Annotated in this window: 19 protein-coding genes; 14 read left to right on the top strand and 5 right to left on the bottom strand. The window is 71.9% G+C overall.

The features are described 5' to 3' along the window. The first annotated feature begins 185 nt into the window (after nt 1–185). The gene (locus ABZV93_RS21480; RefSeq protein ID WP_354938904.1) at nt 186–827 is read left to right on the top strand and encodes a hypothetical protein; all 642 of its coding nucleotides are present in this window, start codon (nt 186–188) and stop codon (nt 825–827) included. A gap of 23 nt (nt 828–850) precedes the next feature. Here ABZV93_RS21480 and ABZV93_RS21475 read toward each other — a convergent pair whose 3' ends face one another. Beyond that, a complete protein-coding gene (locus ABZV93_RS21475; protein WP_354938903.1) occupies nt 851–1,516 on the bottom strand; it encodes a sugar transferase in 666 nt (221 codons plus the stop codon). A 725-nt stretch (nt 1,517–2,241) separates the two neighbouring features. On the opposite strand from ABZV93_RS21475, the gene ABZV93_RS21470 reads away from it, so the two are divergent. Then, on the top strand, nt 2,242–3,534 hold the full coding sequence (locus ABZV93_RS21470; protein ID WP_354938901.1) for a GH25 family lysozyme: 1,293 nt from the start codon (nt 2,242–2,244) through the stop codon (nt 3,532–3,534). 19 nt (nt 3,535–3,553) lie between these two features. On the opposite strand, the gene ABZV93_RS21465 is transcribed toward ABZV93_RS21470, so the two are convergent. Next, a complete protein-coding gene (locus ABZV93_RS21465) occupies nt 3,554–4,864 on the bottom strand; it encodes a nucleotide sugar dehydrogenase (protein WP_354938899.1) in 1,311 nt (436 codons plus the stop codon). Nucleotides 4,865–5,057: 193 nt separating this feature from the next. Here ABZV93_RS21465 and wecB (ABZV93_RS21460) point away from each other — a divergent pair, with 193 nt between their 5' ends. The 3 genes from wecB (ABZV93_RS21460) (at nt 5,058) to ABZV93_RS21450 (ending at nt 7,355) form a co-directional block, all read left to right on the top strand. Beyond that, nucleotides 5,058–6,125, top strand: coding sequence for a UDP-N-acetylglucosamine 2-epimerase (non-hydrolyzing) (gene wecB, locus ABZV93_RS21460; protein ID WP_354939276.1), 1,068 nt, complete (start codon nt 5,058–5,060; stop codon nt 6,123–6,125). A 115-nt stretch (nt 6,126–6,240) separates the two neighbouring features. Continuing rightward, nucleotides 6,241–6,900, top strand: a complete 660-nt coding sequence (locus ABZV93_RS21455; protein WP_354938897.1) for a CDP-alcohol phosphatidyltransferase family protein — start codon at nt 6,241–6,243, stop codon at nt 6,898–6,900. Continuing rightward, entirely contained in the window at nt 6,900–7,355 is a 456-nt protein-coding gene (locus ABZV93_RS21450) for a VTT domain-containing protein (protein ID WP_354938895.1), read from the top strand. Before ABZV93_RS21455 ends, ABZV93_RS21450 begins: the two co-directional genes overlap by 1 nt. Nucleotides 7,356–7,389: 34 nt before the next feature. On the opposite strand, the gene ABZV93_RS21445 is transcribed toward ABZV93_RS21450, so the two are convergent. Together ABZV93_RS21445 and ABZV93_RS21440 are read right to left on the bottom strand one after the other, a co-directional pair. After that, nucleotides 7,390–8,517, bottom strand: coding sequence for a glycosyltransferase family 4 protein (locus ABZV93_RS21445; RefSeq protein WP_354938893.1), 1,128 nt, complete (start codon nt 8,515–8,517; stop codon nt 7,390–7,392). Beyond that, nucleotides 8,517–9,770, bottom strand: coding sequence for a nucleotide sugar dehydrogenase (locus tag ABZV93_RS21440; RefSeq protein ID WP_354938891.1), 1,254 nt, complete (start codon nt 9,768–9,770; stop codon nt 8,517–8,519). Before ABZV93_RS21440 ends, ABZV93_RS21445 begins: the two co-directional genes overlap by 1 nt. Before the next feature lie 348 nt (nt 9,771–10,118). Between ABZV93_RS21440 and ABZV93_RS21435 the strand changes: the two genes are divergently transcribed. Genes ABZV93_RS21435 through ABZV93_RS21415 form a run of 5 tightly spaced genes read left to right on the top strand, consistent with a single transcriptional unit; the run spans nt 10,119 to nt 15,801 of the window. Then, the gene (locus ABZV93_RS21435) at nt 10,119–12,023 is read left to right on the top strand and encodes an ABC transporter substrate-binding protein (protein WP_354938889.1); all 1,905 of its coding nucleotides are present in this window, start codon (nt 10,119–10,121) and stop codon (nt 12,021–12,023) included. A 10-nt stretch (nt 12,024–12,033) separates the two neighbouring features. Continuing rightward, nucleotides 12,034–13,044: an ABC transporter permease gene (locus tag ABZV93_RS21430; RefSeq protein ID WP_354938887.1), complete on the top strand. Its 1,011-nt coding sequence runs from the start codon at nt 12,034–12,036 to the stop codon at nt 13,042–13,044. A gap of 9 nt (nt 13,045–13,053) precedes the next feature. Then, on the top strand, nt 13,054–13,974 hold the full coding sequence (locus ABZV93_RS21425; RefSeq protein WP_354938885.1) for an ABC transporter permease: 921 nt from the start codon (nt 13,054–13,056) through the stop codon (nt 13,972–13,974). Next, nucleotides 13,971–14,936 carry an ABC transporter ATP-binding protein gene (locus ABZV93_RS21420; protein ID WP_354938883.1) on the top strand — a complete coding sequence of 322 codons (966 nt, stop codon included), beginning with the start codon at nt 13,971–13,973 and terminating at the stop codon, nt 14,934–14,936. Before ABZV93_RS21425 ends, ABZV93_RS21420 begins: the two co-directional genes overlap by 4 nt. Continuing rightward, the gene (locus tag ABZV93_RS21415; RefSeq protein WP_354938881.1) at nt 14,929–15,801 is read left to right on the top strand and encodes an ABC transporter ATP-binding protein; all 873 of its coding nucleotides are present in this window, start codon (nt 14,929–14,931) and stop codon (nt 15,799–15,801) included. The genes ABZV93_RS21420 and ABZV93_RS21415 overlap by 8 nt, the downstream gene beginning before the upstream one ends. Before the next feature lie 90 nt (nt 15,802–15,891). Here ABZV93_RS21415 and ABZV93_RS21410 read toward each other — a convergent pair whose 3' ends face one another. Beyond that, nucleotides 15,892–17,931, bottom strand: a complete 2,040-nt coding sequence (locus ABZV93_RS21410) for a hypothetical protein (RefSeq protein WP_354938879.1) — start codon at nt 17,929–17,931, stop codon at nt 15,892–15,894. A 430-nt stretch (nt 17,932–18,361) separates the two neighbouring features. Between ABZV93_RS21410 and ABZV93_RS21405 the strand changes: the two genes are divergently transcribed. Genes ABZV93_RS21405 through ABZV93_RS21390 form a run of 4 tightly spaced genes read left to right on the top strand, consistent with a single transcriptional unit; the run spans nt 18,362 to nt 23,950 of the window. Beyond that, nucleotides 18,362–20,065 (top strand): glycosyltransferase family 4 protein, encoded by a 1,704-nt coding sequence (locus tag ABZV93_RS21405; protein WP_354938877.1) that lies wholly within the window; start codon nt 18,362–18,364, stop codon nt 20,063–20,065. Beyond that, the gene (locus tag ABZV93_RS21400) at nt 20,059–21,372 is read left to right on the top strand and encodes a glycosyltransferase (RefSeq protein WP_354938875.1); all 1,314 of its coding nucleotides are present in this window, start codon (nt 20,059–20,061) and stop codon (nt 21,370–21,372) included. The genes ABZV93_RS21405 and ABZV93_RS21400 overlap by 7 nt, the downstream gene beginning before the upstream one ends. Next, nucleotides 21,369–22,475 carry a UDP-N-acetylglucosamine 2-epimerase (non-hydrolyzing) gene (wecB, locus tag ABZV93_RS21395; RefSeq protein ID WP_354938873.1) on the top strand — a complete coding sequence of 369 codons (1,107 nt, stop codon included), beginning with the start codon at nt 21,369–21,371 and terminating at the stop codon, nt 22,473–22,475. The genes ABZV93_RS21400 and wecB (ABZV93_RS21395) overlap by 4 nt, the downstream gene beginning before the upstream one ends. Beyond that, nucleotides 22,472–23,950: a glycosyltransferase gene (locus tag ABZV93_RS21390; RefSeq protein ID WP_354938871.1), complete on the top strand. Its 1,479-nt coding sequence runs from the start codon at nt 22,472–22,474 to the stop codon at nt 23,948–23,950. The genes wecB (ABZV93_RS21395) and ABZV93_RS21390 overlap by 4 nt, the downstream gene beginning before the upstream one ends. Nucleotides 23,951–24,686 lie beyond the last annotated feature (736 nt).

The following is a 24,686-nucleotide window of genomic DNA, read 5'->3' as shown; positions in this document are numbered from 1 at the left end:
GTGAGTCCTCCGGCGGACCACCCACGGGCAGCAACTTCGGCAATCTCGGCAACGTGGACGAACGGAGCGATGGTACCTGCAGCGCTGCGGGTACCCACCCGCATCACCGGATCCTGGACATCACGCAGCCGGACTGACACGACCGTAACGGACGGGGGAGTACGCATGACCTCGGGAGGGATGCGATGACGCTGTTCATCGTGGGAGCGGGCGGCTTCGGCCGGGAGACCTACGACGCGGTGCTCGCCGCCCGCGACAGCGCTCCGGGGAACCGTGCCCTCGGAAACGGCCGCACGGTGACCGAGCCAGTGGTGTTCTGTGACCATGTGCTCGCCGGTGAGAAGACCCGCGGCCTGCCGGTCGTCCACCCGGACGAGGTCGACGACGACTTCGTGGTGGCGATCTCCGACCCCGACGTGCGGGCCCGGCTGTCGGCCGAACTCGAGGGCCGCGGCCTGAACCCCCGCACGATCGTGCACCCCCGCGCCGTGATCGGCCCGGAGACGGTCCTCGGCTCCGGCAGCGTCGTCCTCGCCATGGCGTACGTCTCGTCCTCGTGCGTGCTCGGCCGGCACGTGCAGATCAGCTACAACTCCACCCTCGGCCACGACTGCCGGCTCTCCGACGTCACCACGGTCCTGCCCGGCGCCAACGTCGCCGGCTCGGCACACCTCGCCGCCGGCGCCACCGTGGGTTCGAACGCGTTCGTGCGGCAGGGACTGACCGTCGGCGCCGGCGCCTTCGTCGGCGCGGGGGCGGTGGTGACCAGGGACGTGGCCCCGCGGACCGTGGTGGTCGGCGTCCCGGCCCGGCCGCAAGCGCGCTGAGCCGGTCCCGCGTCGGCGGGAGCTCAGCCGGTCCGCAACAGGCGCCGCGCCTTCGCGTCCAGGACGAGCTCGTCGGTCAGCGCCTCGCCGCGTTCCTCGTCCAGGTCCGGCATCAGCGCGCGGGAGTCGACCACGACGCCCTCGCGGGTGCAGACCATCTTCACCGTCGCCAGGATGATCCGCAGGTCCAGCCACAGCGAGCACCGCTCGACGTACTCCACGTCCAGGCTCAGCCGGGCGCTCCACCTGACGGTGTTGCGGCCGGCGATCTGGGCCAGCCCGGTGATGCCCGGACGGACGTCGAACCGGCGGCGTTCGTGCGGGGTGTACCAGAGGTCGTACTTCCGCAGCAGCGGCCGCGGGCCGACGATGCTCATGTCACCGCGCAGGACGTTGACCAGCTGCGGGATCTCGTCCAGGCTCAGCGCGCGCAGCAGCCGGCCCAGCCGGGTGAGCCTCCGGTGGTCGGGGAGCAGGTCGCCGAAGCGGTCGCGGCGGTCGGTCATCGTGCGGAACTTCAGGACCGCGAACGGCCGTCCGTGCATCCCGGTGCGCTGCTGACGGAAGAGCACCGGCGTGCCCAGCCGCCAGCGAACCACCACCCAGATGGCGAGGATCAGCGGAGAGAGGACGCCCAACCCCGCGAGGGCCGACCCGATGTCGAAGGCCCGCTTCACCCCTCGCGCCACCTGGCTTCTCACTGCACTCCCATCGGCGACAAACGAACCGCGCCTGTTCCGGTGGCCGTCGTGCGGTAGCCGTCCGCCGAGGATTCCCGGCGACGATTTCAGCGGACGAAGAAGCGATAAGATCGGCTGTCGGATTGGTGCGGAAAGGACCACGTTTCGGACAGTTGTCCGGGCCGCTCCCGAGAACACCCGGTCGATTCGCGGCCGCGAAGCTCTGTGGGCGTTCTCACGTCGCAGGAGATACCCGAAGACGTGACCGTCGATGCCCAGGGCGGATCTTCCCTTACTGTCCACGACAAACCCGTTGGGTGAGACAAGCGCGGCGAGAACAGGCTGCGGCGACACACGCGGAAATGCGCGCGAAGATCGTTTACCGCGTGGGCTTTCGCCGTTCGGGTCCGTTCGCCGCGAATCCGGAAGATCCACTTCCTGACAGCAGACGACGCTCACGACCGGTCGAGATCGTCGGGATAATCCCTTTACTCCCACTCTGCGCTTCCGCATGCCGGGACCAGAATTTGAAAGCTCTCACCGAAATCGCGCACAATGCAGCACGGCCACGGGGGCCGAAAGCCGACACAAACGAGCACGGCCTCTGACATGTCCGCGCATCAACGGCATCGACATCGCCGTCCGATGCGCCGGAGTTCGAGAAATTCTGCGAGAGTTTTCTCCTTTGATCGGGTGGCCGGTGCGAACGACGCATCCGACCGAAGGAGTTTTCAGTGCGGCTTTCCGCATCCGCGCGCAGCCACCCCGCCGAGCGGTCCCACCCCCGCTCGCGCCGTTCCTCGCTGGCCCGGAGCGCCGTCATCGTGGTCGGCTCCGCCGCGCTCACCCTCGGGGTCGCCGGACCGTCGTACGCCGCCTCCACCTCGGCCAGTTCTGCCGAGGCCTCCGGGCCGGCCCGGGCAGCAGGAACAGCCGGGACGGCCACAGCATCCGTGACAGCCAGGGCGGCCGCGGCGAGGACCGAAGGCGACCTGGCCGGTATCCCGGGGCTGCGGATGTCGCCACAGTCGTTCGGCGGGCCGGATTACTTCGCCCGCTACCGGCCCGGCGGCGAGGCCCTGGTCGCACGGCAACCGGCGGCCAGGCCCGTCCCCCTGCGACCCTCCGACGGAGTCGTGACCGGCACCAGCGAAGTGGCCGAACTCAAGCAGGCGGTGACCGACCTGCGGCTCGCCTCCCAGCAGCACGCCGCGGCGGTCCGCGAGGTCAGGCGGTCCGCAACGGCCAAGAAGGCCGCCGAACGCAGAGTCGCCGAACTCCGCAAGGCCGCGGCCGCGAAGGACGCCGCCGCGAAGAAGGCCACGCTCAAGACTCCGAAGAAGGCCGCGGTGAAGCCGGCCGAGACCAGGTGGGAAGCGCGCGGACTGATCCGGGGGGCTCCCGGCATCGACGTGGCCAGCCACCAGGGCAACGTCGACTGGCCGTACTACCGGGACCAGGGTTTCCGGTTCGCCTACGTCAAGGCGACCGAGGGCACGACGTACAAGAACCCGTTCTTCGACCAGCAGTTCAACGGATCGGCCAAGGTCGGCATGTTGCACGGCACGTATCACTTCGGCCGGCCCGACCAGTCCAGCGGCGCCGAGCAGGCGCGGTTCTTCGTCGCCAACGGCGGTGACTGGAAGCCCGACGGCAAGACCCTGCCCGGCGAGCTCGACATCGAGTTCGGCGAGGCGGTCGGGGTGTCGACCTGCTACGACCGGTCGGCGAACGAGATCGTCAACTTCGTCCGCGACTTCAGCGACGAGTACAAGCGGCTCACCGGCCGGCTGCCGGTCATCTACACCAACGGCTCATGGTGGCAGCAGTGCGTCGGCAACAGCACCGCGTTCGGCCGCAACCCGCTGTGGATCGCGAGCTACAACCCCCAGCCCGGCCCGATGCCGGGCGGCTGGCAGAAGGGACACACCTTCTGGCAGTACACCGAGACGCCGATCGACAAGAACTACTTCAACGGGTCGTACGCGGACCTGAAGACCTTCGCCAACCAGCGCTGGCCCCGCTGACCCGCACGGATCACACGGATCACACGGAGGGGTCGGCTGCCGGTGCGACGCCGATCACCCGGCGGGGCACCCCGGCCCAGCGGGTCTCGTCGGTGACCGCACGCCCGTCGACCAGGGCGCGTACGCCCGGCAGGTCGGCCGGCCCGATCGCGCGGTAGTCCGGGTGGTCGGCCTGCAGGATCGCCGCGTCGACGGGCGTGCCGAGGTGGTACGGAGTGAACCCGAGTGCGGAGAGTTCGTCGTCGTCGTACAGCGGGTCGTGCACGACGGCCCGGGCGCCCCTTCGGCGCAGGGCGGCGACCGTGCCGAACACCCCGGAGAACGCGGTCTCCTTCACCCCGCCCCGGTAGGCGGCACCGAGCACCGCCACCCGCGCGTCGGACAGGTCGCCGTAGGTCTGCGCGAGCACGTCGACGGCGTACGCCGGCATCGCGGCGTTGGCCTCGCGGGCCGCGCGGACGACGGTGGCGTCCGGGTCGTTCCAGAGGTACAGGCGGGGGTAGACGGGGATGCAGTGCCCACCGACGGCGATGCCCGGGCGGTGGATGTGGCTGTAGGGCTGGGAGTTGGCCGCGTCGATCACGGCGAGCGCGTCGATGCCGTTGGCCTCGGCGAACCGCGCGAACTGGTTTGCCAACCCGATGTTGACATCGCGGTAGGTCGTCTCGGCGAGCTTGGCGAGCTCGGCCGCCTCGGCCGAACCCAGGTCCCAGACGCCGTTGGGCCGTGGCAGGTCGGTGCGCGGCTCGAAGTCGAGCACCGCCTCGTAGAACGCCCGCGCACGCTCGGCTCCGGCCGGGTCGAGCCCGCCGATCAGTTTCGGATATTTCCGCAGATCCGCGAAAACGCGACCGGTCAGGACGCGTTCGGGTGAGAAGGCCACCCAGAAGTCGGTGCCCTCGGTGAGCGCCGATCCCTGCTCCAGCGCGGGCTTCCAGCGGGTTCGGCAGGTGCCGACCGGCAGGGTCGTCTCGTAGATCACGGTCGTGCCCGCCCGCAGGTGCGCAGCGATCGCGGTGGTGGCGGAGTCCATCCAGCCGAAGTCGGGAAGGCCGTCGTCGTCGACGAAGAGCGGCACCACCACGACGACGTACTCCGCCTGCGGAACGGCCCGGGAGTAGTCGGACGTGGCCGTCAGCACGCCGTCGGCCACCGCCTGCTTCAGGCGTACCTCCAACTCCGCCTCGCCGGGAAAGGGCTCGATGGCGGCGTTGACCGACTCCACCACGCGCGGGTTGGTGTCCACGCCGACGACGCTGTGGCCCTTTCCGGCGAACTGGACGGCCAGAGGCAAGCCGACCTTGCCCAGGCCGACAACGGTGATCTTCACGGGCAACACGTCTTCCTGGGAAGGGATCCGAGGTTCTCCGGCGGGTCGCTGGCTAGGGTAACCTGCCGCGAAGTCCGGTACGGAGTGTGACGCGCCACCAACGTTCCGGATCGTTGGAGCCGGCTCACCTCGAGGAGGCGCAGTGACCGTGCAATCCGGCCAACCCGAGCGGCCCGGCCAGACCCGGCGCCCGCTGACGGTGCTGAGCGTCGTGGGCGCCCGCCCGCAGTTCGTCAAGCTCGCGCCGGTCGCCGCCGCCTTCGCAGCGACCGGCCACCGGCACGTGATCGTGCACACCGGCCAGCACTACGACACCCGGATGTCGGAGGTGTTCTTCACCGACCTCGCGATCCCCGCGCCCGACGTCCATCTCGGCGTGGGCTCGGGCACCCACGGCGCCCAGACGGGTGCGATGCTGACCGCCCTGGACCCGGTGCTGACCGAGCGGCAGCCGGACTGGGTGCTGGTGTACGGCGACACCAACTCCACCTTGGCCGGCACGCTGTCGGCGGTGAAGCAGCACCTGCGGGTCGCGCACCTGGAGGCGGGGCTGCGGTCGTTCAACCGGCGGATGCCCGAGGAGCACAACCGCGTCCTCACCGACCACGCCGCCGACCTGTTGCTCGCGCCGACCGACACGGCCATGGCCCACCTGGCCGGCGAGGGGCTGGCCGGCCGCTCGGTTCTGGTCGGCGACGTGATGACCGACGTGTGTTTCGCCGTACGCGACGCCGTGGCCGGCAGGCCCCTGCCCGCCGAACTCGCCGAGGCCGTCGGCGACCAGCCGGACGGCTACCTGGTCGCGACCGTGCACCGCGCCGACAACACCGACGACCCGGCCCGGCTCGCCGCCGTGGTCGACGCGCTCGCCGGGCTGGACGCACCGGTCGCCCTGCTCGCCCATCCCCGGCTGGTCGCGCGGTGCGAGGAGTACGGCATCGACCTGGCCCGGCCGTCCCTGCGGGTCCTTCCGCCGCTCGCCTACCCCGACATGGTGCGCGCCGTCCTCGGCTCCCGCGGCGTGGTCACCGACTCCGGCGGCCTGCAGAAGGAGGCGTTCCTGCTGGGCGTACCCTGCACGACCCTACGGACCGAGACCGAGTGGACCGAGACGCTGGCCGGCGGCTGGAACGTCCTCGACCCGCACCTCACCCAGGTCAAGGAGCTGGCCGCCCGGCCGGCCCCGACCGGAGGACGCGGCACCCCCTACGGCGACGGCCGGGCCGCGCGCCGGACCGTCGAGGCGCTGGAAGCGGGCTGACTCCCCTCTGCTCCCTCTCCCCGTCCCGGTCCGGCACGCGCCGTCCGCGGTCGATCACCCGTTATGGTGTGGGCCTTACGACGTCACGGGCTGTGCCGCAGAGGGGGTGGGACTGATGGCGACCATGACCACCTCGGCCCGCCCGGAACGCGGATGGCAGCGCCCCGAGGCCGAACGCCTGCTCACCGGCGCCACCGTCGTCACCTTCGTCCGCACCGTGGTCTCGGTGGGCATCGCGTTGTACGCCGCGTACGACCGGTCGCTCGTCCTGCTGCTGGTCGCGCTGGCGGTCTACTGGGTGGGCGACATGGCCGACGGCGCACTGGCCCGGCTGACCGACACCGAGACCCGGATCGGCGCGGTGTTCGACATCGTGAGCGACCGGCTGTGTGCGGGCGCGTTCTACGTCGGCCTGGTCTGGCTGGAGCCGGCGATGGCACTGCCGGTGGGCGTCTTCCTGCTCGAGTTCGCGGTCGTGGACACGTTCGTGTCGCTGGCGTTCCTGGCCTGGCCGCTGCGCAGTCCCAACTACTTCCACCTCGTCGACCGGCCCATCTGGGCGGCCAACTGGTCCAAGCCGGGCAAGGCCGCCAACTCCTCGGCGGTGGCGGTGCTCATGGTGGTCACCCACTCCGTGCCCCTGTGCACCGCGGTCGCGCTGTGCCTGCTCGCGGTCAAGATCTGGTCGCTGGTCCGGCTCGACCGGCTCGGCCTGCCGCTCCCGCAGGTGGCCGGCTCCTCCGACTCGGCCACCCGGGTGGGGCAGGCCCCCTGATGGGGCTGCTCGCCGCGACGTTCTGCTACTGCATCGCGTCGGCGCTGATCCCGTTGCTCAACGCCGAGGCGTACGTCGGCGCGGTGGCCGCGACGTTCACCGGCCGGTCCATCTGGCTGGTCGCCGCCGCGGCGGCCGGCGGGCAGATGGTGGGCAAGGTGGCGTACTTCCTGATCGGCCGCAACTCCCTGCGGTGGAGGTGGGTACGCCAGAAGATCGAGTCGCCGAAGTGGCAGCGGACCTTCCTCACCTGGCAGCGCCGGATCGGTGGCCGCCCGTGGCTGGCCGCGCTCCTGCTACTCGTGTCGGCCGCGCTGGGGTTCCCGCCGTTCGCCGTGGTCTCGGTGGTGGCCGGACAGCTGCGGGTGCCGCTCGCGTTGTTCGTGGTGGTCGGGTTCGTCGGCCGGTTGCTGCGGTTCGCCTCGCTGCTGGGGATCATCAAGGCCCTGCTCTGACCTGGCGGGCCGGCGCCACGGGTCACGCGGGTGGTCAGAGCGTGCCGAGGGTGATGCACTCGTGCGGCCGGGCCGCCTGCGCCCAGGCCTCCAGCCGCATCAGGAACTCCCGGGCGGTCTGCGGCCAGTGGTAGCCGGTACGCGCCACCGCGTGCCCGCGCTTTCCCATCGAGGCCCGCAGCTCGTCGTCGTCGCGCAGCCGCAGGATGGCCGCCACGGTGGCCTCGGCGTCGTCGAAGGGGACCAGCAGGCCGCATTTGTTCACCTCGGTCAGCGACACCGCCGCCGGCAGCGGGGTGGAGACCACGGGGACGCCGTGCGCCATGTACTCCAGCACCTTGGTGGGCATCGAGTGCCGGTAGTTGGGCAGGTCGCGCAGCAGCGACAGCCCGCACAGGGCGCCGTCGACCAGGGCCAGCGCCCTGTCGTTGGGAACATACCCGTGCCAGCGCAGGAACCCCTCCTGCTGCGCGCGCACCAGTGCCCGGCGGGAGTAGGAGTCGGCGTGTCCCACCACGTCGATGTCCAGGCCGCTGCCGGCCAGCAGCCGGGCGGCGTCCAGCATCACGTCGACGCCGCGGGCGACCGACAGGTGACCGACGTAGACGACCCGGTTCGCACCGGACGGTGCCACGGAGTCGGGCACGTAGGTGGTGTTCGGCACCACCGGGTGGATCCGCCGGAACCTGCCGCGGTAGCCCGGCTCGGCGAGGATCAGCCGGAGGTTGCGTTCGGCCCACTCCTCGACCATGCGCACGCCCGCGCGGGCCAGTGGCCGAACGGCGCCGGGGAGCCAGCTCTTGGCCACCAGCGCCGCACCGGTGTCCTCGTGCACGTCCCACACCACCGCGCCGGGCAGGTCCAGCCCGGGCAGGACGAGCAGCAGTTCGGGGTCGTGCAGCAGCACCACGTCGGCGTCCGCACCGTGGGTCCGCAGGACGTGCCGGGCCGCGCGCAGCGCGTCGGAGCGCTGCCGGCCCAGTGCCCGGGGCAGGTCGATCGCCGTCAGCTCCGGCCAGGCCGTCGTGGCGTACGCCGAGAAGGGAGCGGCGTAGGTCACGGAGTAACCGGCGTCCAGCATGGCCCGGATCTGCCGGTGAAGAATGCGCGCGTCCTGCGGATGGTGTACGACCGTGCACACGAGGACGCGCAGGTTGGGCATCACAACACCTCGGCGGTCCCGTCGCGGACCCGGCCGCGGGTGTCGAACAACAGCCGTGCGCGCGACAGCGTGGGTGCGTCGTAGACGGCGTGGTCCTGCAGCAGCAGGGCCAGGTCGGCGGTGGCCAGCGCATGGTCGAGGTCGTCCACCCGTGGCACCGGCTCCCCGTCGACCTGCCACTCGGTGACGTAGGGGTCGTGGAAGACCAGGTTGGTGCCCATCCGGCGCAGCCGGCGGGCGACCGGCCGTGACGGGGACTCGCGCTGGTCGGCGATGTTCGGCTTGTAGGTGACGCCGAGGATCAGCACCGTGGACCCGCGGACGGACCGGCCGGCGTCGTTGATGAGGTCCTGCACCCGCTGGGCGACGTAGGACGGCATCCGCTGGTTGATCTCCTGGGCCAGCTCCACGAACCGGAACGGGTAGCCCAGCCGTTTGACCTTGTACGACAGGTAGTTGGGGTCGATCGGGATGCAGTGCCCGCCCACGCCCGGGCCGGGGTGGAACGCCTGGAACCCGAACGGCTTGGTGGCCGCCGCCTCGATCGCGTCACGCAGGTCGATGCCGAGCTCGTGGCAGAAGATCGCCATCTCGTTGACCAGGGCGATGTTGACGTGACGGTAGGTGTTTTCCAGCAGCTTGGCCATCTCGGCCTCGCGGGTGCCCTTCGCCCGCACCACCCGGTCACAGATCCGGCCGTAGAAGTCGACGGCCCGCTCGGTGCAGTGCACGGTGTGCCCGCCGACCACCTTCGGGGTGTTGCGCAGGCCGTAGGTGGGGTTGCCGGGGTCGATGCGCTCGGGGGAGAACGCCAGCGCGAACTGCACCCCGGCGGTCAGCCCGGACTTCTCCAGGATCGGCCGCACCACCTCATCGGTCGTGCCGGGATAGGTCGTCGACTCCAGCACGACGAGCGTGCCCGGCCGCAGGTGGTCGGCCACCATCGCGGCCGCCGACCGCACCGCCGTCAGGTCGGGCCCGCCGTCCTCGTCCAGCGGCGTCGGCACGCAGATCACCACGGTGTCCGCCGAGGCCAGCGCCTCCCCGGGGTCGGTGGTCACGGTCAGCCCGGCGGCCAGCATGGCGGTCACGTCGGCATCGGAAAGATCGTCGATGTGGGAACGACCGGCGGCCAGGCCCGCGACCACGCGCGGGGAAACATCGAGTCCGACGACTCGAAGTCCCGCCCGGCAGGCCTCACGGACCAGGGGTAGACCGACATATCCAAGACCGACGACAGCGAGGTCAGACACGCTCCGCACCCTAGGTTGGGGATACCCGGCCGGAAACGGAAAACGGCACCCGGCCGGGGAGAGTTAGGGAAAAGTTACCGTTTCCGTCACCGTTCAAACCCGACCAGTGACATCTGTCCATGTCGCGTCCCGGCCGCGTTCACCTTGCCGTCGCCGCTCCGAAACCGGCGTCGAGCGGCCCGGACGCTGAGCCGGGGCGGTCTCCGTGGGCCGAAACCGGGCTCGGGGTGGCCAGGGTGGCTGCCCTCCCTTGACCGGTGATCTTCGCGCCCCCAGTCTTTCCGGCGAAGAACCGGCGGTGACGGCTGGCTCACCGGCCGACACCCGACGAGGAAGGCCGGCGCCGCGATGACCCAGCACCCCACGACAGGACCGGACCACAAGGGCCCCGACCACGTCCGACCCGACCAGGTGGGCCCCGACCACGCCGGCCCGTCTTCCCGGCGAACGTTCCTGCGCCGCGCCGCCCTCGCCGGGGCGGCGGTCGGCGGCCTGCCCGCCCTGCTGGCCGCCTGCGAGGGCGAGGGGGCCGGCGGCGGAGGCGGAGCCGGTGGCGGCGGCGGCGGTGGCGCGGGCGGCGGAGGCGGCAACAGCGCCCGGGCCCGCACGGTGGTGTTCGACTACCACGGCGGCCGGGTGCAGAGCCCGGACCTGTGGAACCCGTTCGTACCCGGCTTCACCAACAACGCCGGCTTCCACCAGGCGATGGCCGAGCCGTTGTTCATCCTCGACTACGAGACGGGCAAGACCGAGCCGTGGCTCGGCCTGTCGTTCGAGCCGAACGACACCAGCACCGTGTGGACGCTGAAGCTCCGGGACGGCATCAAGTGGTCCGACGGTGAGGCCTACGACGCCGACGACGTGGTGTTCACCATCGACCTCCTGCGCAAGGGCAGCGCGGAACTGAACAACGCGGCCGCGATCCAGGAGTGGGTGAAGACGGTCGAGAAGGTCGACCCGCTGACGGTGCGTTTCACGTTGAACAAGCCGAACCCGAGGTTCCAGCTGGACTACTTCTCGGTGAAGATCCACAGCGGCCTGGTGATCGTGCCCGAGCACGTGTGGCGTGGGAAAGACCCCACGACGTTCAAGAACTACGACAAGAAGTCCTCGCCGGTGTTCACCGGCCCGTACCGCCTCACCTCGGCGAGCCCGACGAGGTTCACCTACGAACGCCGCGCCGACTGGTGGGGCGCGAAGGCCGGCTTCCTGCCGCTGCCCAAGCCGGAGCGCCTGCAGTGGGTGGTGAACGAGACCGAGGACATCCGGGTCGCCCGGGCCGCCGACCACCAGCTGGACTCGGTGGCCGACCTCACCGCGGGCGCGTTCGAGAGCCTGAAGGCCCGCAACCCGAAGGTGATCTCCTGGCTGCCGGACAAGCCGTACGCCTGGCCGGACCCGTGCACCCGGCTGCTGTCGGTCAACAACGCCGTCGAGCCCTGGAACGACCCGCAGATGCGCTGGGCGCTCAACCACGCCCTCGACCGGGACGAGATCGTCAAGATCGCCTACGAGGGCACGACCACACCGGCAAGGTTCTTCTTCCCCAACTACCCGCCGATGCAGCGGTGGGTCCAGAAGATCGAGGACGCCGGGCTGTTCGAGGAGTTCCCCATCGGCAAGCACGACCTGGACCAGACCAAGCGCATCCTCGCCGCGAAGGGCTACACCCGTAAGGGCGACGGCTACTACCAGAAGGGCGGCAAGGACCTCCGGCTGCAGATCGACGCGCCGACCGATTTCATCGAGATCTGGCGGTACGCCGAGGTGGTCGGCGAGCAGCTGCAGCGGGCCGGGATCAACGCGACCGTCCGCAAGCTCGCCATCGGCACGTGGGGCGACAACCTCGGCAACGGGAAGTTCGAGGCCGCGAGCGACTGGAGCGCCTGCGGCTCGGTCACCGAGCCGTGGTTCTCGATGCAGCTGTTCTCGGCGAAGGCGGTCGTCCCGGTCGGCAAGGCCGCGTCCTCCAACGCGGTCCGCTGGAAGAACGCCGACTACACGAAGAACGTCGACACGATGGCGAACCTCCCGCTGGACGACCCGGCGCTGGACGAGCCGTTCCTCGCCGCCGCCCGGGCGTGGCTGCGTGACCTGCCGTTCCTGCCGATCGCGCACGCCCGCAAGCTCTACGCGTTCGACACGACGTACTGGACCGGCTGGGCGACCAAGAAGAACGACTACCTCCAGCCCACGCTGGACTGGGCGAACGCGCACCAGATCATCCACCACCTGCGCCCGGTGAAGGCATGAGGAGCCGGTCGTGCGCGGACTGAGCGTGGGGTACGTCGTCCGCCGGGTAGGGATGTTCCTGTTCACCATCTGGGCGAGCGCGACGCTGATGTTCTTCATTCCTCGGCTCGCGCCGGGCGACCCGGTGCAGGCGATGATCACCCGGATCACCTCGCAGGCGGGCTACGTCGAGGGCAGCGGCAAGCTGGTCGCGGCCTGGCGGGCGAGGTTCGGCCTGGACGACCCGCTGCCGGTGCAGTACCTCCACTACCTCAAGAGCATGGCGACGTTCGACTTCGGCTACTCGCTGGCGCAGTTCCCGGCGGAGGTGGGCACGATGATCGGCCGGGCGCTGCCCTGGACGGTCGGGCTGCTGGTCATCGCGACCGCACTGTCGTTCCTCGCCGGCAGCGTGATCGGTGCGCTGATGGCGTGGCGGCGCACGCCCAGGCTGTTGCGGGTGTTCCTGCCGGTGTCGCTGACGTTCACCGCGATCCCGTTCTACATCCTGGGGATCGTCCTGATCTACGTGTTCGTCTTCACCCTGCGGCTGTTCCCGATCTCCGGCGGTTACCGCGGCGACCTGACGCCCGGGATCAGCCTGGCGTTCGTGAACAGCGTGGTGCAGCACGGCACCCTGCCGGCGTTGTCGATCGTGCTGGCCAGCATGGGGTTCTGGGCGCTCGGCATGCGCGGGATGATGGTCACCGTCGCCGGGGAGGACTACCTGACGCTGGCCCGCGCGAAGGGGCTGCGGCCGCTGGACATCCTCTTCAGGTACGAGATCCGCAACGCGATCCTGCCCCAGGTCACCGCGCTCGTGCTCGGCATCGGCGGGATCGTCGGCGGCACCGTGCTGGTGGAGTACCTCTTCGGCTATCCCGGCATGGGCGCGCTGCTCTACCAGGCGATCTCCACCACCGACTACACCGTGATGCAGGGCATCGTGTTCATCCTGATCCTCACCACGGTCACCGCTGTCCTGATCATCGACCTGGTCTATCCGCTGCTCGACCCGCGCATCTCCTACGAGAGGAGGTGACGGCCGGCCATGGACCCGACCGCCGTCACCCAGATCCAGGAACGGGCGGACGAGCCCGCCGACTCCGGCGGCCGGCCGACGTCGCCGTGGCGCAACCGCAAGTTGCTGGCCGGCGCCGGCATGGTCGTGGGCGTGCTGGTGCTCACGCTGGCGGGCCGGCTGCTGTGGGACACCACGCTCGCCCGGGCGGCCAGCTCACCGCTCAACCTGCCGCCGTTCTGGCTGCGGGGCGGCTCGCTCGCGCATCCGCTGGGCACCGAGAACAGCGGCCGGGACATGCTCGCCCTGCTGGTGGTGGGCGGCCCGACGACGCTGCAGGTCGGCCTGGTCGTGGGCGTGACGAGCATGCTGGTCGGGACGGTGCTGGGGTTCGCCGCCGGCTATCGCGGCGGGGCCGTGGACACGGTGATCCGTACGCTGTCCGACACCGCGCTCACCATTCCGACGCTGGCGATCCTGGTGGTGATCTCGGCGTACGTACGCCAGATGGACGTCACCACGATGGCGCTGATCGTCGCGTTGTTCGCCTGGGCCGGGCCGACCCGGCTGATCCGGGCGCAGGTGCTGTCGATGCGCGAGCAGGGATACGTCCGGATGGCCCGGCTCACCGCGCTGCCCACGCGGCACATCATGTTCGGGGAGATGATGCCGAACCTGCTGCCCTACCTCGCCGCCAGCTTCATCGGCGCGACCTCCGGCGGCATCCTGGCGGCGGTCGGCCTGGAGGCGCTCGGCCTGGGGCCGCAGCGGATCCCGACGCTCGGCATGACCGTGTCCAACGCGATCAGCGGGTCGGCGATCCTGCGCGGCATGTGGTGGTGGTGGGGCTTCCCGACCCTGGTGCTGATGGTGATCTTCATCGGGCTGTTCCTGCTGGCGATCGGCCTGGACGAGGTGGCCAACCCGCGGCTGCGGGGAGCGAAGGCATGAGCGCCGCCGAGCCGAGCGCCGGCCCGAGCATCCTGCCCGGCGCCGGGGAGCCCGTGCTGTCGGTGACGGACCTGCGGGTGCACTACCGCACGACCGGCGGCGACGTGGTGGCCGCGAACGGTGTGTCGTTCACCCTCGGCCGCGGGGAGACGCTCGGGCTGGTCGGCGAGTCCGGGTCGGGCAAGTCGACGGTGGCGATGGCGATCCTGCGGCTGACCACGCCGCCCGGCCGGGTGGTGGGCGGCTCGGTCCGACTGGGCGCCACCGACCTGCTGGCGATGTCCGAGGCGGAGCTGCGGAGCCGCCGCTGGCGCGACATCGCCCTCATCCCGCAGGGCTCGATGAACTCCCTGAACCCCGTGCTCCGGGTACGCCGCCAGCTTGGCGACGCGATCGAGACGCACGAGGGCCGCCAGCCGCGCAAGGTGCTGCGCGAACGTCTCCTCCGGCTGCTGTCGCTGGTCAACCTGCCCGAACGCGTCGTCGACCTCTACCCGCACGAGCTGTCCGGCGGGATGAAGCAGCGGGTCTGCATCGCGATGGCGATCGCGTTGGACCCGGCGGTGATCATCGCCGACGAACCCACCAGCGCGCTCGACGTCGTGGTGCAGAAGGCGGTCGCGCAGACCCTGCTGGACGTGAAGAAGCGGCTGAACAGCTCGATGATCCTGATCGGCCACGACATGGCGCTGCAGGCCCAGCTCGTGGACCGGATCGCGGTGATGTACGCGGGGAACATCGTCGAGATCGGCTCCGTACGCGACATCCTGCGCGACCCGCGGCACGCGTACACCCGGCACCTGATCGCCTCCATCCCGTCCATCCGGGAACGCCGGCCACTGGTGGTCCGCGACGTCCGCGCGCCCGACCTGCGCACCAGACGGCCGACGCCGGCGATGGTCGAGGTCGCCCCCGGTCACCTGGTGGCCACGTCCGACCTGGAGGTGACGGTCGATGGCTGACCAGACGGCTGACCAGAGGGCAGAGCAGACGGCCGACCACGCGGCCGAGCAGGCATCGGTGCCGCCGCTGCTGGAGGTCCGGTCGGCGGTGAAGGTGTACGGCAAGGGCGAGGAGCGGACCACCGCCCTCGACAATGTGTCGTTGACACTGCACGAGACACCGGCCGGCATCACCACCATCGCCGGGGAGAGCGGCAGCGGCAAGACGACCCTGTCCGACGCCATCCTGGGCTTCACCACGCTGACGTCCGGCCAGGTGCTGCACCGGGGGCGGGACGTGTCGACCCTCGACAAGGAGGGCTTCCTCGCCTACCGCCGCGAGGTGCAGGCGATCTTCCAGGACCCGTTCGGGGTCTACAACCCCTTCTACCGCGTACGCCACGTCTTCGACCTGGCCGTGCGGCACTTCCGGCTGGCGACGTCGAAGGCACAGGCCCGCGACCTCGTCGAGGACGCGCTGCGGGTGGTCGGGATGCGCGGCGCGGAGGTGCTCGACAAGCACCCGCACCAGCTGTCCGGCGGTCAGCGGCAGCGGCTGATGATGGCCCGGGCGTACCTCATCCAGCCCCGCCTGATCGTCGCCGACGAGCCGGTGTCGATGGTGGACGCGTCCCTGCGGGCGCTGATCCTGGACATCATGCTGCGACTGCGGGACGAGCGCGGCATCTCGTTCCTCTACATCACCCACGACCTGTCCACGGCCTACCAGGTCGGTGACGAGATCTGCATCCTCTACCGGGGGTCGATCGTCGAACGCGGGGACACCCGGGAGGTGATCGACAACCCGCGGCACGAGTACTCCCGGCTGCTGGTCAGCTCGATCCCGGTGCCCGACCCGGACGCCGCCTGGGCGGCCGACGGCTGACCGCCGTTCGGTCGTACGCCGCTCGGTCGTACGCCGCTCGGTCGTACGCCGCTCGGTCGTACGCCGCTCGGTCGTACGAACGAAGGACCGTCAGGCGCCGGCCTCGGCGTACGCCGCGAACCGCGCCCGCGCCCGGTCCAGCCGGTCGTGCGCCAGGTCCGCCCACGCGGCGACGACCTGGTCGGGGTCGAAGCGCCGGGCGACCTCGGCCTTGGCCCAGTCGGACCGCTCCTCCCAGGTCGCCTGGTCGGCGGTCTCGGTCACCCAGGTCACCGCCTCGGCCAGGGAGCCGCACAGGGCGTCCTCGCCGTACGCCTCGGCGGCACCATCCCAGGCCCGGATCACCGGCACCGCGCCCGATCCCATGCCCTCGGCCAGCGCGGCGTGCGAGCCCTCCACATCCGACAGCGACAGGATGTGGCCCACCTTGCGGTACCACGCGGGCATGTCCTGCCCGAACGCGTCGAACACCACCGCGCCGCGCAGCAGCGGGTCCTTCTCCACCCGCTCCAGACTGCGCTGGGTGTCGCGGCGCTCCTCGGGCCGCTCCCACGACGGCTTGTGCGCCCAGCCCATCCGGCTGCGCACCAGCAGGTGGAAGCGCGGGTCCTCCCGGCGCAGCGCGGCCAGCAGGTCCAGGGCCAGGTCGAACCGCTTCAGACCGGGCGTGATCCCGACCATGCCGAGGGTGAACCGCGCCTCCGCGTACTTCGGCCGGTCCAGCGCGGCGAGGTCGACGTAGTTGGGGATGTAGACCAGCTTCTCGTCCGGCCAGCCGAGCTCGGTCCGGATGCGCCGGCGCATGTGCGGCGCGATGTGGACCACCGCGTCCACGGCGTCCAGCTGGATCTTGGGAGGGTAGGCGCTCTCGATCTCGAACCGGTGCAGGCGTACGACCAGCCGCTGATCCGGGCGCTTGGTCCGGGACAGCCAGACCGCGTTCGGCCGGGCCCACTCGGCGACCAGCAGCTGGCCGGAGCGGGCGAGGTTCTCGGTGATGCCGTCGTTGCGAGCACCGGGCGTACGCCACTCGTCGACGGCCACCTCCAGGTCCGGCCGCTGGTCCAGCTTGGTGGCCAGGCCGCGCATGAACTTCATGTCGTGCCCGAACACCCGGACCCGCACTTTTCCGCCGTTCGTCCCGATGGATGGCCCGGTGGACGGCCCGGTGGACGGCCCGTTGGACGGCTCGGCGTCCGCGAGCGGCGGCAGCAGGGCGAGGAGCTGCCGGGCGCCGGTGTCCTGCGCGGCCGCGGTCCACTCCGCGTGCGGCTCTCCGGTCCGCGGCCACGGTTCGCCGCCCCAGCGGTCCTGCTCGGGTGGGGTCCAGGGGCCCGCGTCGCCGCGCAGCCGGGCGACGGGATAGGAGTACGCCGTGGGCTCGGGAGCGGCGCCGTCCGCGGTCTCGTCCAGCAGCCGCCGCCACAACGCGAGGTGGCCGGGGACGTCCTCGGGGTAGAGGTCCGCCGCCGCGCCCGTACGACCGTCCGAACGCCCGCCGCGACGGCCACCGCAGGTCGGGCAGGGCCGGTCGGCGGCCAGCGGCGGGAAGACGACCGTGCGCACCGGGCCGGCCACCCGCTCCATTACTCCCGCGGCGTCCAGGCTGTCCGTGACCACTCCGCCGACCAGCGGAGCGGCTTCCCGGAGCTGCCCGGCCCAGGTCACCGGCTCACCCGGCGCGGCGCGTTCGGGCGGTACGGCGAACAGCCACACGACGCCGCCGGGTACGCCGGAGTCGACCGCGGCCAGCGCCGCCGCGGCGGACTCGGCGAGCACCAGCCGGGCCCCGGCCAGGGCGGCGAGCTGGGGGTCGGGGGCGCCGGAGGTGCGGGCCGGCACCGGCTCCACCGACGTGGGCGTACCCATGCGTCGCCGGGCCACGTGCACGCCGAACTCGTGGCCCACCCGCCGGGCCGCGGTGTGGGTCCGCCGGGCGACGGCGTACGCACCGGCGCGCGCGGCCCGGCCGACGAACCGCACCGCCACCCCGGCCGTGCCGGGCACCCGCGCGGTGGGCGCCGTGGTCGGCTCCACGACGTCGGGTGGCGGCGGCGACCAGGCGACCTGGTGAACGTCGAGGCCGAGTTCGGTGAAGGCGGCATGAACGTTCGCGCGCCAACAGCACACACCCGGTTCAGCGGGCCAGTTCGGGTCACACAGCACAACTACGCTGCCCACTGCGGCCGGAGCCGGGGAGCCTTCCGGGCCTTCCCCGGGTACCCGCCGCGTCTGCTGGACGCCGAGAGGTCTGTCGTCAGCCACGACCGGAGCATAGGGACACTCACCACCAATGCCGAGCACCGACGTCGAACAGTCCGGCAAAGCCGGGCCTGTTCACGCCCCGCCCGAAAGCCCCGGAGAAGGACGAACCCCCTCACGGACGGTGACATTCGGCTCCGGATCCGGCCGATCTCGCTGTTCGCCGCCCGCGCCTTCCGATATTTGGCAAAGTGAGCAAGCCGGGTCCGCGCTCACCGAGCGCAACCGGCCCGGCACTGTGCACACTTTCGAGCACACCGACGACGCGGCACCGCGTACGAGACTGGGAGGGCGGAGGTTGAGTTTCGCGGACGACCTGGCCCGACGCGGGCGTGCGCTCGCCCGGCAGCGCCTCTCTCCGCAGGCCCGCCGGCGCTTGCGTGAACTCCAGCGGGCCGTACTCGGCCGGCAGACCGCACTCGTGGCCCGGACCGGCCTGAGCGCGGCCCGGGCGAGCCTCGGCGCCGGGGAGTACGCCGAGGCGGCGGCGCGCGTCGAAGCCGTGTTGCGGCGCGACCCCGGCGACAAGGCCGCACTCGACCTGGGGCTCCGGGTGGCGACGAAGCGGGGCGCGGTCACCGAGGCCGGGTCGTACGCCGTCGCCCTGGCCGACCGCACCCGGCTGCCCGCGCACTGGCGGCAGGCCCGCAGGGCGGTCGGCCGGGCGCGGGAGACCGACCCACGCTGGCGTCCGGTGGTCACCGCACCGGCTCCGCGGGGGTACCAGGCCCACGAGGGCCGGGTGCTCTACGTCGCCAAGGAGTCCAGGCCCTATCTGCACAACGGGTTCTGCACCAGGTCACACGAGTCGCTGCGGGCACTCGCCCGCGGAGGCTGGGACGTCGTCGGGGTGACCGAGCCCGGCTTCCCCGGCACGGTGGACGTCACCGACGCGCCGGAACGCAGCGTCGTCGAGGGAGTCACGTACCACCATCTGCTGCCGAACGCCGGTCGCCGCCTGCGCGACCTCGGATACGACGAGTACGCCAGCCTGTCCGCCGCCGCCCTGGCCGGGGTCGTGGCCCGCGAACGCCCCGCGCTGCTGCACGTCTCGTCCGGGCACCGCGGATACGAGGCCGCGCTGGCCGCCGCCGCGGTCGCCCGCTGGGCCGGCATCCCGTGGCTTTACGAGGTACGCAGCTTCTTCGAGACGACCTGGACCTCCGACGCCGGCCTCGCCGAGACCGCGGAGTATCCCCGCCGCCGGTTCGCCACCGAGTCCGCGATGATGCGCGAGGCCGACCTCGTACTCACGTTGTCCTCGCCGATGCGGGACGAGATCGTCGAACGCCACGGCATCCCCGCCGGCAAGGTGCGGGTGGTGCCCAACGGCGTCGACCTGGACCGGTTCGCGCCCCGTCCGCGTGATCTCGGCCTGCGCCGCAGGCTGGGACTGACGGACACGTTCACCCTCGGCTACGTGAGCAACCTGTCCCACCCACGTGAGGGGCAGGAGGTGCTGATCGAGGCGGTGGCCAGGCTGCGGGCGCGGGGACGCGCGGTGACCGGTCTGCTGGTCGGCGACGGCGGCCGGCGACCCGCGCTCGAAGCCCTCGCCGAGCGGCTCGAGGTGGGCGAGCACGTCGTCTTCACCGGCAACGTGCCCTTCGACGAGGTGGCCGGGCACTACGCCCAGATCGACCTGTTCGTGGTGCCCCGGGTGGACGAACGCGCGGCCCGGATGGTCTCGCCGATGAAGCCGTTCGAGGCGATGGCGATGCGGATTCCGGTCGTGGTCGCCGACCTGCCCGCGCTGACCGAGATCGTGGGCTGCACGCCCGGAGGGGTGGGAGGCCACCGCGGGCTGGCGTTCCGTGCGGGCGACCCGGGTGCGCTTGCGGCCGCGGCCGCGGAGCTGATGGACGACCTGTCCACCCGTCAATTTCTGGTTGACAGTGCTGCGGAGTGGGTCGCCGCCGAGCGTTCCTGGGACGCGGTGGCCGGTGCGTTCGGCCAGGCGTACGCCGACCTGCTGGCCGCACAGGAGGGATCGGCGTGCTGATCACCCGGCGTCTCGGCCACGAACCCGCCCTGGCCACCGACGACGCGGCCCGCGCGCTGGCCGCACACGACTGGACCCGCCCCGACGGCGCGCTGTTTGGTTATTTCCCGGTCGCGCGTGGAAACCCCTTCCAGGACATGCTCTACTCCCGGCTGCGCCCGGGCGGGTTGACGCCGCTGCCGACGTACGACCTCGCCACCACCGGGCAGGTCGCCTCCATGGTCGCCGGCGCCGGGGTGGACTTCGTTGTGCACCTGCACTGGCTGAACTTCGTGCTCGCCAAGGCACCCGACGAGACCGACGCCCGGGGCCGGGTGAAGGCGTTCCTCGACGAACTGGCACAGCTGTGCGACACCGGCGCTCGACTGCTGTGGACGGTGCACAACATCCTTCCGCACGAAACCCGCTACCCCGACCTGGACGCGGGGCTGCGGCAGGGTGTGGTCTCCCTGGCCGAGCGCGTGCACGTGATGAGCCCGCGCACCCGCGAACTCGTCGCGCCGTGGTTCGACATCCCCGCGCACAAGGAACTGTCGGTCCCGCACCCGTGCTACCAGGACGCCTACCCGTCGTGGATGCCGCGCGCCCAGGCGCGGGCCGAGCTCGGGCTGCCGGACGGCGTCACCGTCTTCCTGTTGCTCGGCCGGGTCCAGCCGTACAAGGGGATCACCGAACTGCTGGACGCGTTCGACCGGTTGTGTGAACGCGAACCCGGGCGGTACGCCCTGCTCGTCGCCGGACCGGCCGGGGCGGAGCCGGAGACGCTGGCGTTCCGGGACCGGCTGCGGGCCCACCCCACGGCGCACGCGTCGCTGCGGAAGATCCCGGTGGAGGAGATGCAGGTCTACCTGCGGGCGGCCGACATCGCGGTGCTGCCGTACCGCCGCTCGCTGAACTCCGGTGCCCGCGCGCTCGCGCTCACCTTCGGGCTGCCCGCGGTGGTCCGTGACGACGCGGCTCCCGGGCTGCGCCTGGAGGCGAACCACACACTGCGGTACGACGGGAGGACGGCGCACGGCGATCCCGCGTACACCGGCGGCACGCTCGTCGATTCGACGGCCGCCAACTCGACGGCCGGCAGCGTCGACGGCCTGCTGGAAGCGCTCGGCGAGGCCGGCCGGGTGCTCACCACGCCCCAGGCCCGGGCGAGCGCCGCCGCGACGGCCGCCCGGCTGGCCCCCGCCCGGGTGTCGGCGGCCTTCGCCGCCGCCGTGCGCGAATGGCTCGGCCTCGAGGTCGCCGCGGAACACCTCCCGAAGCACATCCAGGGACAGGACCCAGAACACGTCCAAGGAGGAACACCGTGACCGTCGTGCACGTCACCGGCGCCCGTCCGAACTTTCCCAAGGCCGCACCGGTCCTGGCCGCACTCGCCGGGCTGGGAGTCGAGCAGCGGCTGGTGCACACCGGGCAGCACTACGACGACCGGATGTCGGAGATCTTCTTCGAAGAGCTCGACCTGCCCCGCCCGGACGTCAACCTGGGCGTCGGCTCGGGCTCGCACGCGAGCCAGACGGCCGCGGTGATGGTCGCCCTGGAGAAACTGTTCACCGGCGAACCACCCGAGCTCGTGCTCGTCTACGGCGACGTCAACTCCACGATGGCGGCGGCCCTGGTCTGCGCGAAGATCGGCGTACCGCTCGGGCACGTGGAAGCCGGTCTGCGCAGCTTCGACCCGACCATGCCGGAGGAGATCAACCGCAAGGTCACCGACGCGCTGTCCGATCTCGCGTTCGTCACCAGCCCGGAAGCGATCGGCCACCTGGCCCGCGAGGGCGTTCCCGACGACCGGATCCACCTGGTCGGAAACCCGATGATCGACACGGTGCTCACCCACCTGGATCGGTTCGACCCCGGCCCGGCACGGGAGGCGCACGGACTGGACGGCCGGTACGCCGTGGCCACCCTGCACCGGCCCGGCAACGTCGACAGCGAGGCACAGGCCCTCACGCTGGTGCAGGCGATGCACAAGTGCGCCGACCTGATGCCCATCCTGGTCCCGCTGCATCCACGCGGCCGGGCCCGGTTGCTCGATCTCGGCTTCGCCGACCACCCGGGCATCCGGGTCGTGGACCCGCTGGGGTACGTCGAGTTCATGTCGCTCGTCCGCGGCGCCGAGGCGGTCCTCACCGACTCCGGAGGCGTGCAGGAGGAGACCACCGTGCTCGGCGTACCCTGCCTCACTCTGCGCCCGTCCACGGAGCGCCCGGCGACCATCACCCACGGCACCAACCGGCTGGTACGCGCGGACACGCTGCCGGCCGAGCTCGCGCAGATCGCCGACCGCGGGCGCCCGTCGTCGTGGCCGGTGCCGCCGCTGTGGGACGGGCAGGCCGGCCCGCGGATCGCCGCGATCGTCTCCTCCTGGCTGGCCGGACGCTCCACGGGTGCGGCCAACGCGACCGGATGAGCGACACCTCCGCGATCGGTGGGCGGGCCCCGGCGCGCCGGATCGTCCTGGCCACCAGCAACGGCACCGGTATGGGGCACCTGGCCCGGCAGGCCGCCGTCGCGCTCGCGCTCCGGGACACGGTGGATGCCGAGCCGCTCGTCTTCTCCCTGTCCCAGGCCGTGCACGTCGTGACCCGGCACGGGCTGCGGGCGGAGTACTGCCCGAGCCACCACCGCCACTGGATGCCACACCTTTCCTGGCACGGGTACCTCGCCGCGCGCGTCGGCGCCCTGCTGGCCGAGACCGGTGCCGACACCTTCGTCTTCGACGGGGTGGCGCCCTACCTCGGGCTGCTCCGCGCCCGGGCCGCGCACCCGGACGTGGCGTTCGTCTGGGTACGCCGCGGCATGTGGCGGCCCGGCGCCAACCGGCGGGCGCTCGCCGCCGAACCGTTCTTCGACCTGGTCGTCGAGCCCGGCGACCTGGCCGCCGAGGCCGACCGCGGCGCCACGGCCCGGCGACCGAACGCCGTACGGGTCCCGCCGATCAGCGTGTGGCCCCGCAGCCGGCCACTGCCGCGTCCGGAGGCGGCGGCCGCGCTCGGCCTCGACCCGGAACGGCCGACTGCCCTGGTCACCCTCGGCGCCGGCTCGATCAACGACGCGGTCACGCCCGCGCGGGCCGCGATCCGGACCTTCCTCGACCGCCCGGACTGGCAGGTGGCGGTGACCCGCGCACCGCTGGCGCGGTCCGGGCTGCTGCCCGCGGAGGCGGGCCGGGTGCACGAGCTCGTGGGCGTCTACCCGCTGGCCCGATATCTCGCGGCGTTCGACGTGGCGGTGAGCGCGGCCGGCTACAACGCGGTGCACGAGTTGCTGCCGGCCGGGGTGCCGACCGTTCTGGTGCCGAACGCCGCCACCGCCACCGACGACCAGCTGACCCGAGCCGCGGCTGTAGCCCGGGACGGGCTCGCCGTGCTGGCCGCCGACGACACCGCGCCGGCGGTGGCCGCCGCGTGTGCTCTCCTGCTGGAGCCGTCCCGGCGGGCCGAGCTGGCTCTGGCGTGCGCGCGGCTGCCCGCGCCGACCGGCGACCTGGCCACCGCGGAGCGGCTACACGACCTCGGCGGCTTCACCGGCCACCGGGCCGGCCGAGCCGAACGCCTGCGCGCGTTCGACCTGGAGGCCCGGGCCGGGGTGATGCGGGCGCTCGGCCCGGCCGGAACCTCCGCCGTACGCCGCGCACTGGGCCGGCTACCGGTCCCCGGACCGACGCGCCCGCTGGCCGTCCGGCCGAGCGTCACCGACCGGCTGGACCCGGCCCAGCTGCGTGGCGACCACCCGGTCGAGCACGTGCTGCCGGACAGTTCCCCGGCCTACCGCGCCCGGCGCCTCGAGATCGCCCGCGACGTCTACCGCTGGCCGGCGGAGGCTCAGCCGTGCGACGAGCCGAGCGACCCGGACGAGCGCCGGCCCGTCTCCGACCACGCCTGATCGCGAAGCTCGACCCACCGGTCCTGACCCGGGCTCCCCAACAGCCGGCTTCCCGGCAACCGGATCGAGCGTTCGGACGGAACTACCGCCCAGCCACGCGGAGGCGTGTACCTGCCCGGTCGCCGGTCACGGGCGGTCGGGACCTGCGGCACCGCGCCGGCCGTCGGCCCCGACCGGGACCACCTCGACCCGGCCAGCGCGTTCGCTGTCGTCAGCCGGTCGGTGACCTGGCCGGCCAGGGGACTGGTGCTGCGGTTGTACGGCGCGTCTGGATCGGTGGTCGGGCTCCAGGCGAGCAGCTCGTCCGGCAACCAGTTGGGCGCGTACGGCTGTCCGCTCGCGTCGGCCGACACAGCCGAGACCGTCGATCGATCCGTACCCGCGCCAGAGCTCACAACCGCCCGCCGCGGCGCCCCACGCCCGTCGATGCGCCGGTCACCGAACTCGCACCCGTTGTCGTACTCGCCGTACTGGCCGCGCTCGCTGCACTCGCCGCGCAGGAGGCCATCGCCGCACCGAGCAACCCGACTGCGAGTGCCACCCCGGCCATTCGACCGGGCCTTGCCGTCGAGTTAGTCGACCTCACCGTCTGCCGGACAGGCGCCGGCCGCGTTACCGCGGACCGCGGGTGAAAAGGTCCAGAAATGACTGAGGGCCACCCCGTGTGGGGTGGCCCTCAACCAATGTATGTCCGGCGGCGTCCTACTCTCCCACAGGATCCCTCCTGCAGTACCAT

Source organism: Actinopolymorpha sp. NPDC004070 (assembly GCF_040610475.1).
GTDB lineage: Bacteria > Actinomycetota > Actinomycetes > Propionibacteriales > Actinopolymorphaceae > Actinopolymorpha.
Note: the sequence above shows the minus strand (reverse complement) of the source record. Positions and strands in the feature narration are given on the sequence as shown.

What these genes read in the sequence shown, in the direction of transcription:
- ABZV93_RS21480 (WP_354938904.1), top strand. Translation starts at nt 186, where the DNA reads ATGACGCTGTTCATCGTGGGAGCGGGCGGCTTCGGCCGGGAGACCTAC.
- ABZV93_RS21455 (WP_354938897.1), top strand. Translation starts at nt 6,241, where the DNA reads ATGGCGACCATGACCACCTCGGCCCGCCCGGAACGCGGATGGCAGCGC.
- ABZV93_RS21450 (WP_354938895.1), top strand. Translation starts at nt 6,900, where the DNA reads ATGGGGCTGCTCGCCGCGACGTTCTGCTACTGCATCGCGTCGGCGCTG.
- ABZV93_RS21445 (WP_354938893.1), bottom strand. Translation starts at nt 8,517, where the DNA reads ATGCCCAACCTGCGCGTCCTCGTGTGCACGGTCGTACACCATCCGCAG.
- ABZV93_RS21435 (WP_354938889.1), top strand. Translation starts at nt 10,119, where the DNA reads ATGACCCAGCACCCCACGACAGGACCGGACCACAAGGGCCCCGACCAC.
- ABZV93_RS21425 (WP_354938885.1), top strand. Translation starts at nt 13,054, where the DNA reads ATGGACCCGACCGCCGTCACCCAGATCCAGGAACGGGCGGACGAGCCC.
- ABZV93_RS21420 (WP_354938883.1), top strand. Translation starts at nt 13,971, where the DNA reads ATGAGCGCCGCCGAGCCGAGCGCCGGCCCGAGCATCCTGCCCGGCGCC.
- ABZV93_RS21415 (WP_354938881.1), top strand. Translation starts at nt 14,929, where the DNA reads ATGGCTGACCAGACGGCTGACCAGAGGGCAGAGCAGACGGCCGACCAC.
- ABZV93_RS21390 (WP_354938871.1), top strand. Translation starts at nt 22,472, where the DNA reads ATGAGCGACACCTCCGCGATCGGTGGGCGGGCCCCGGCGCGCCGGATC.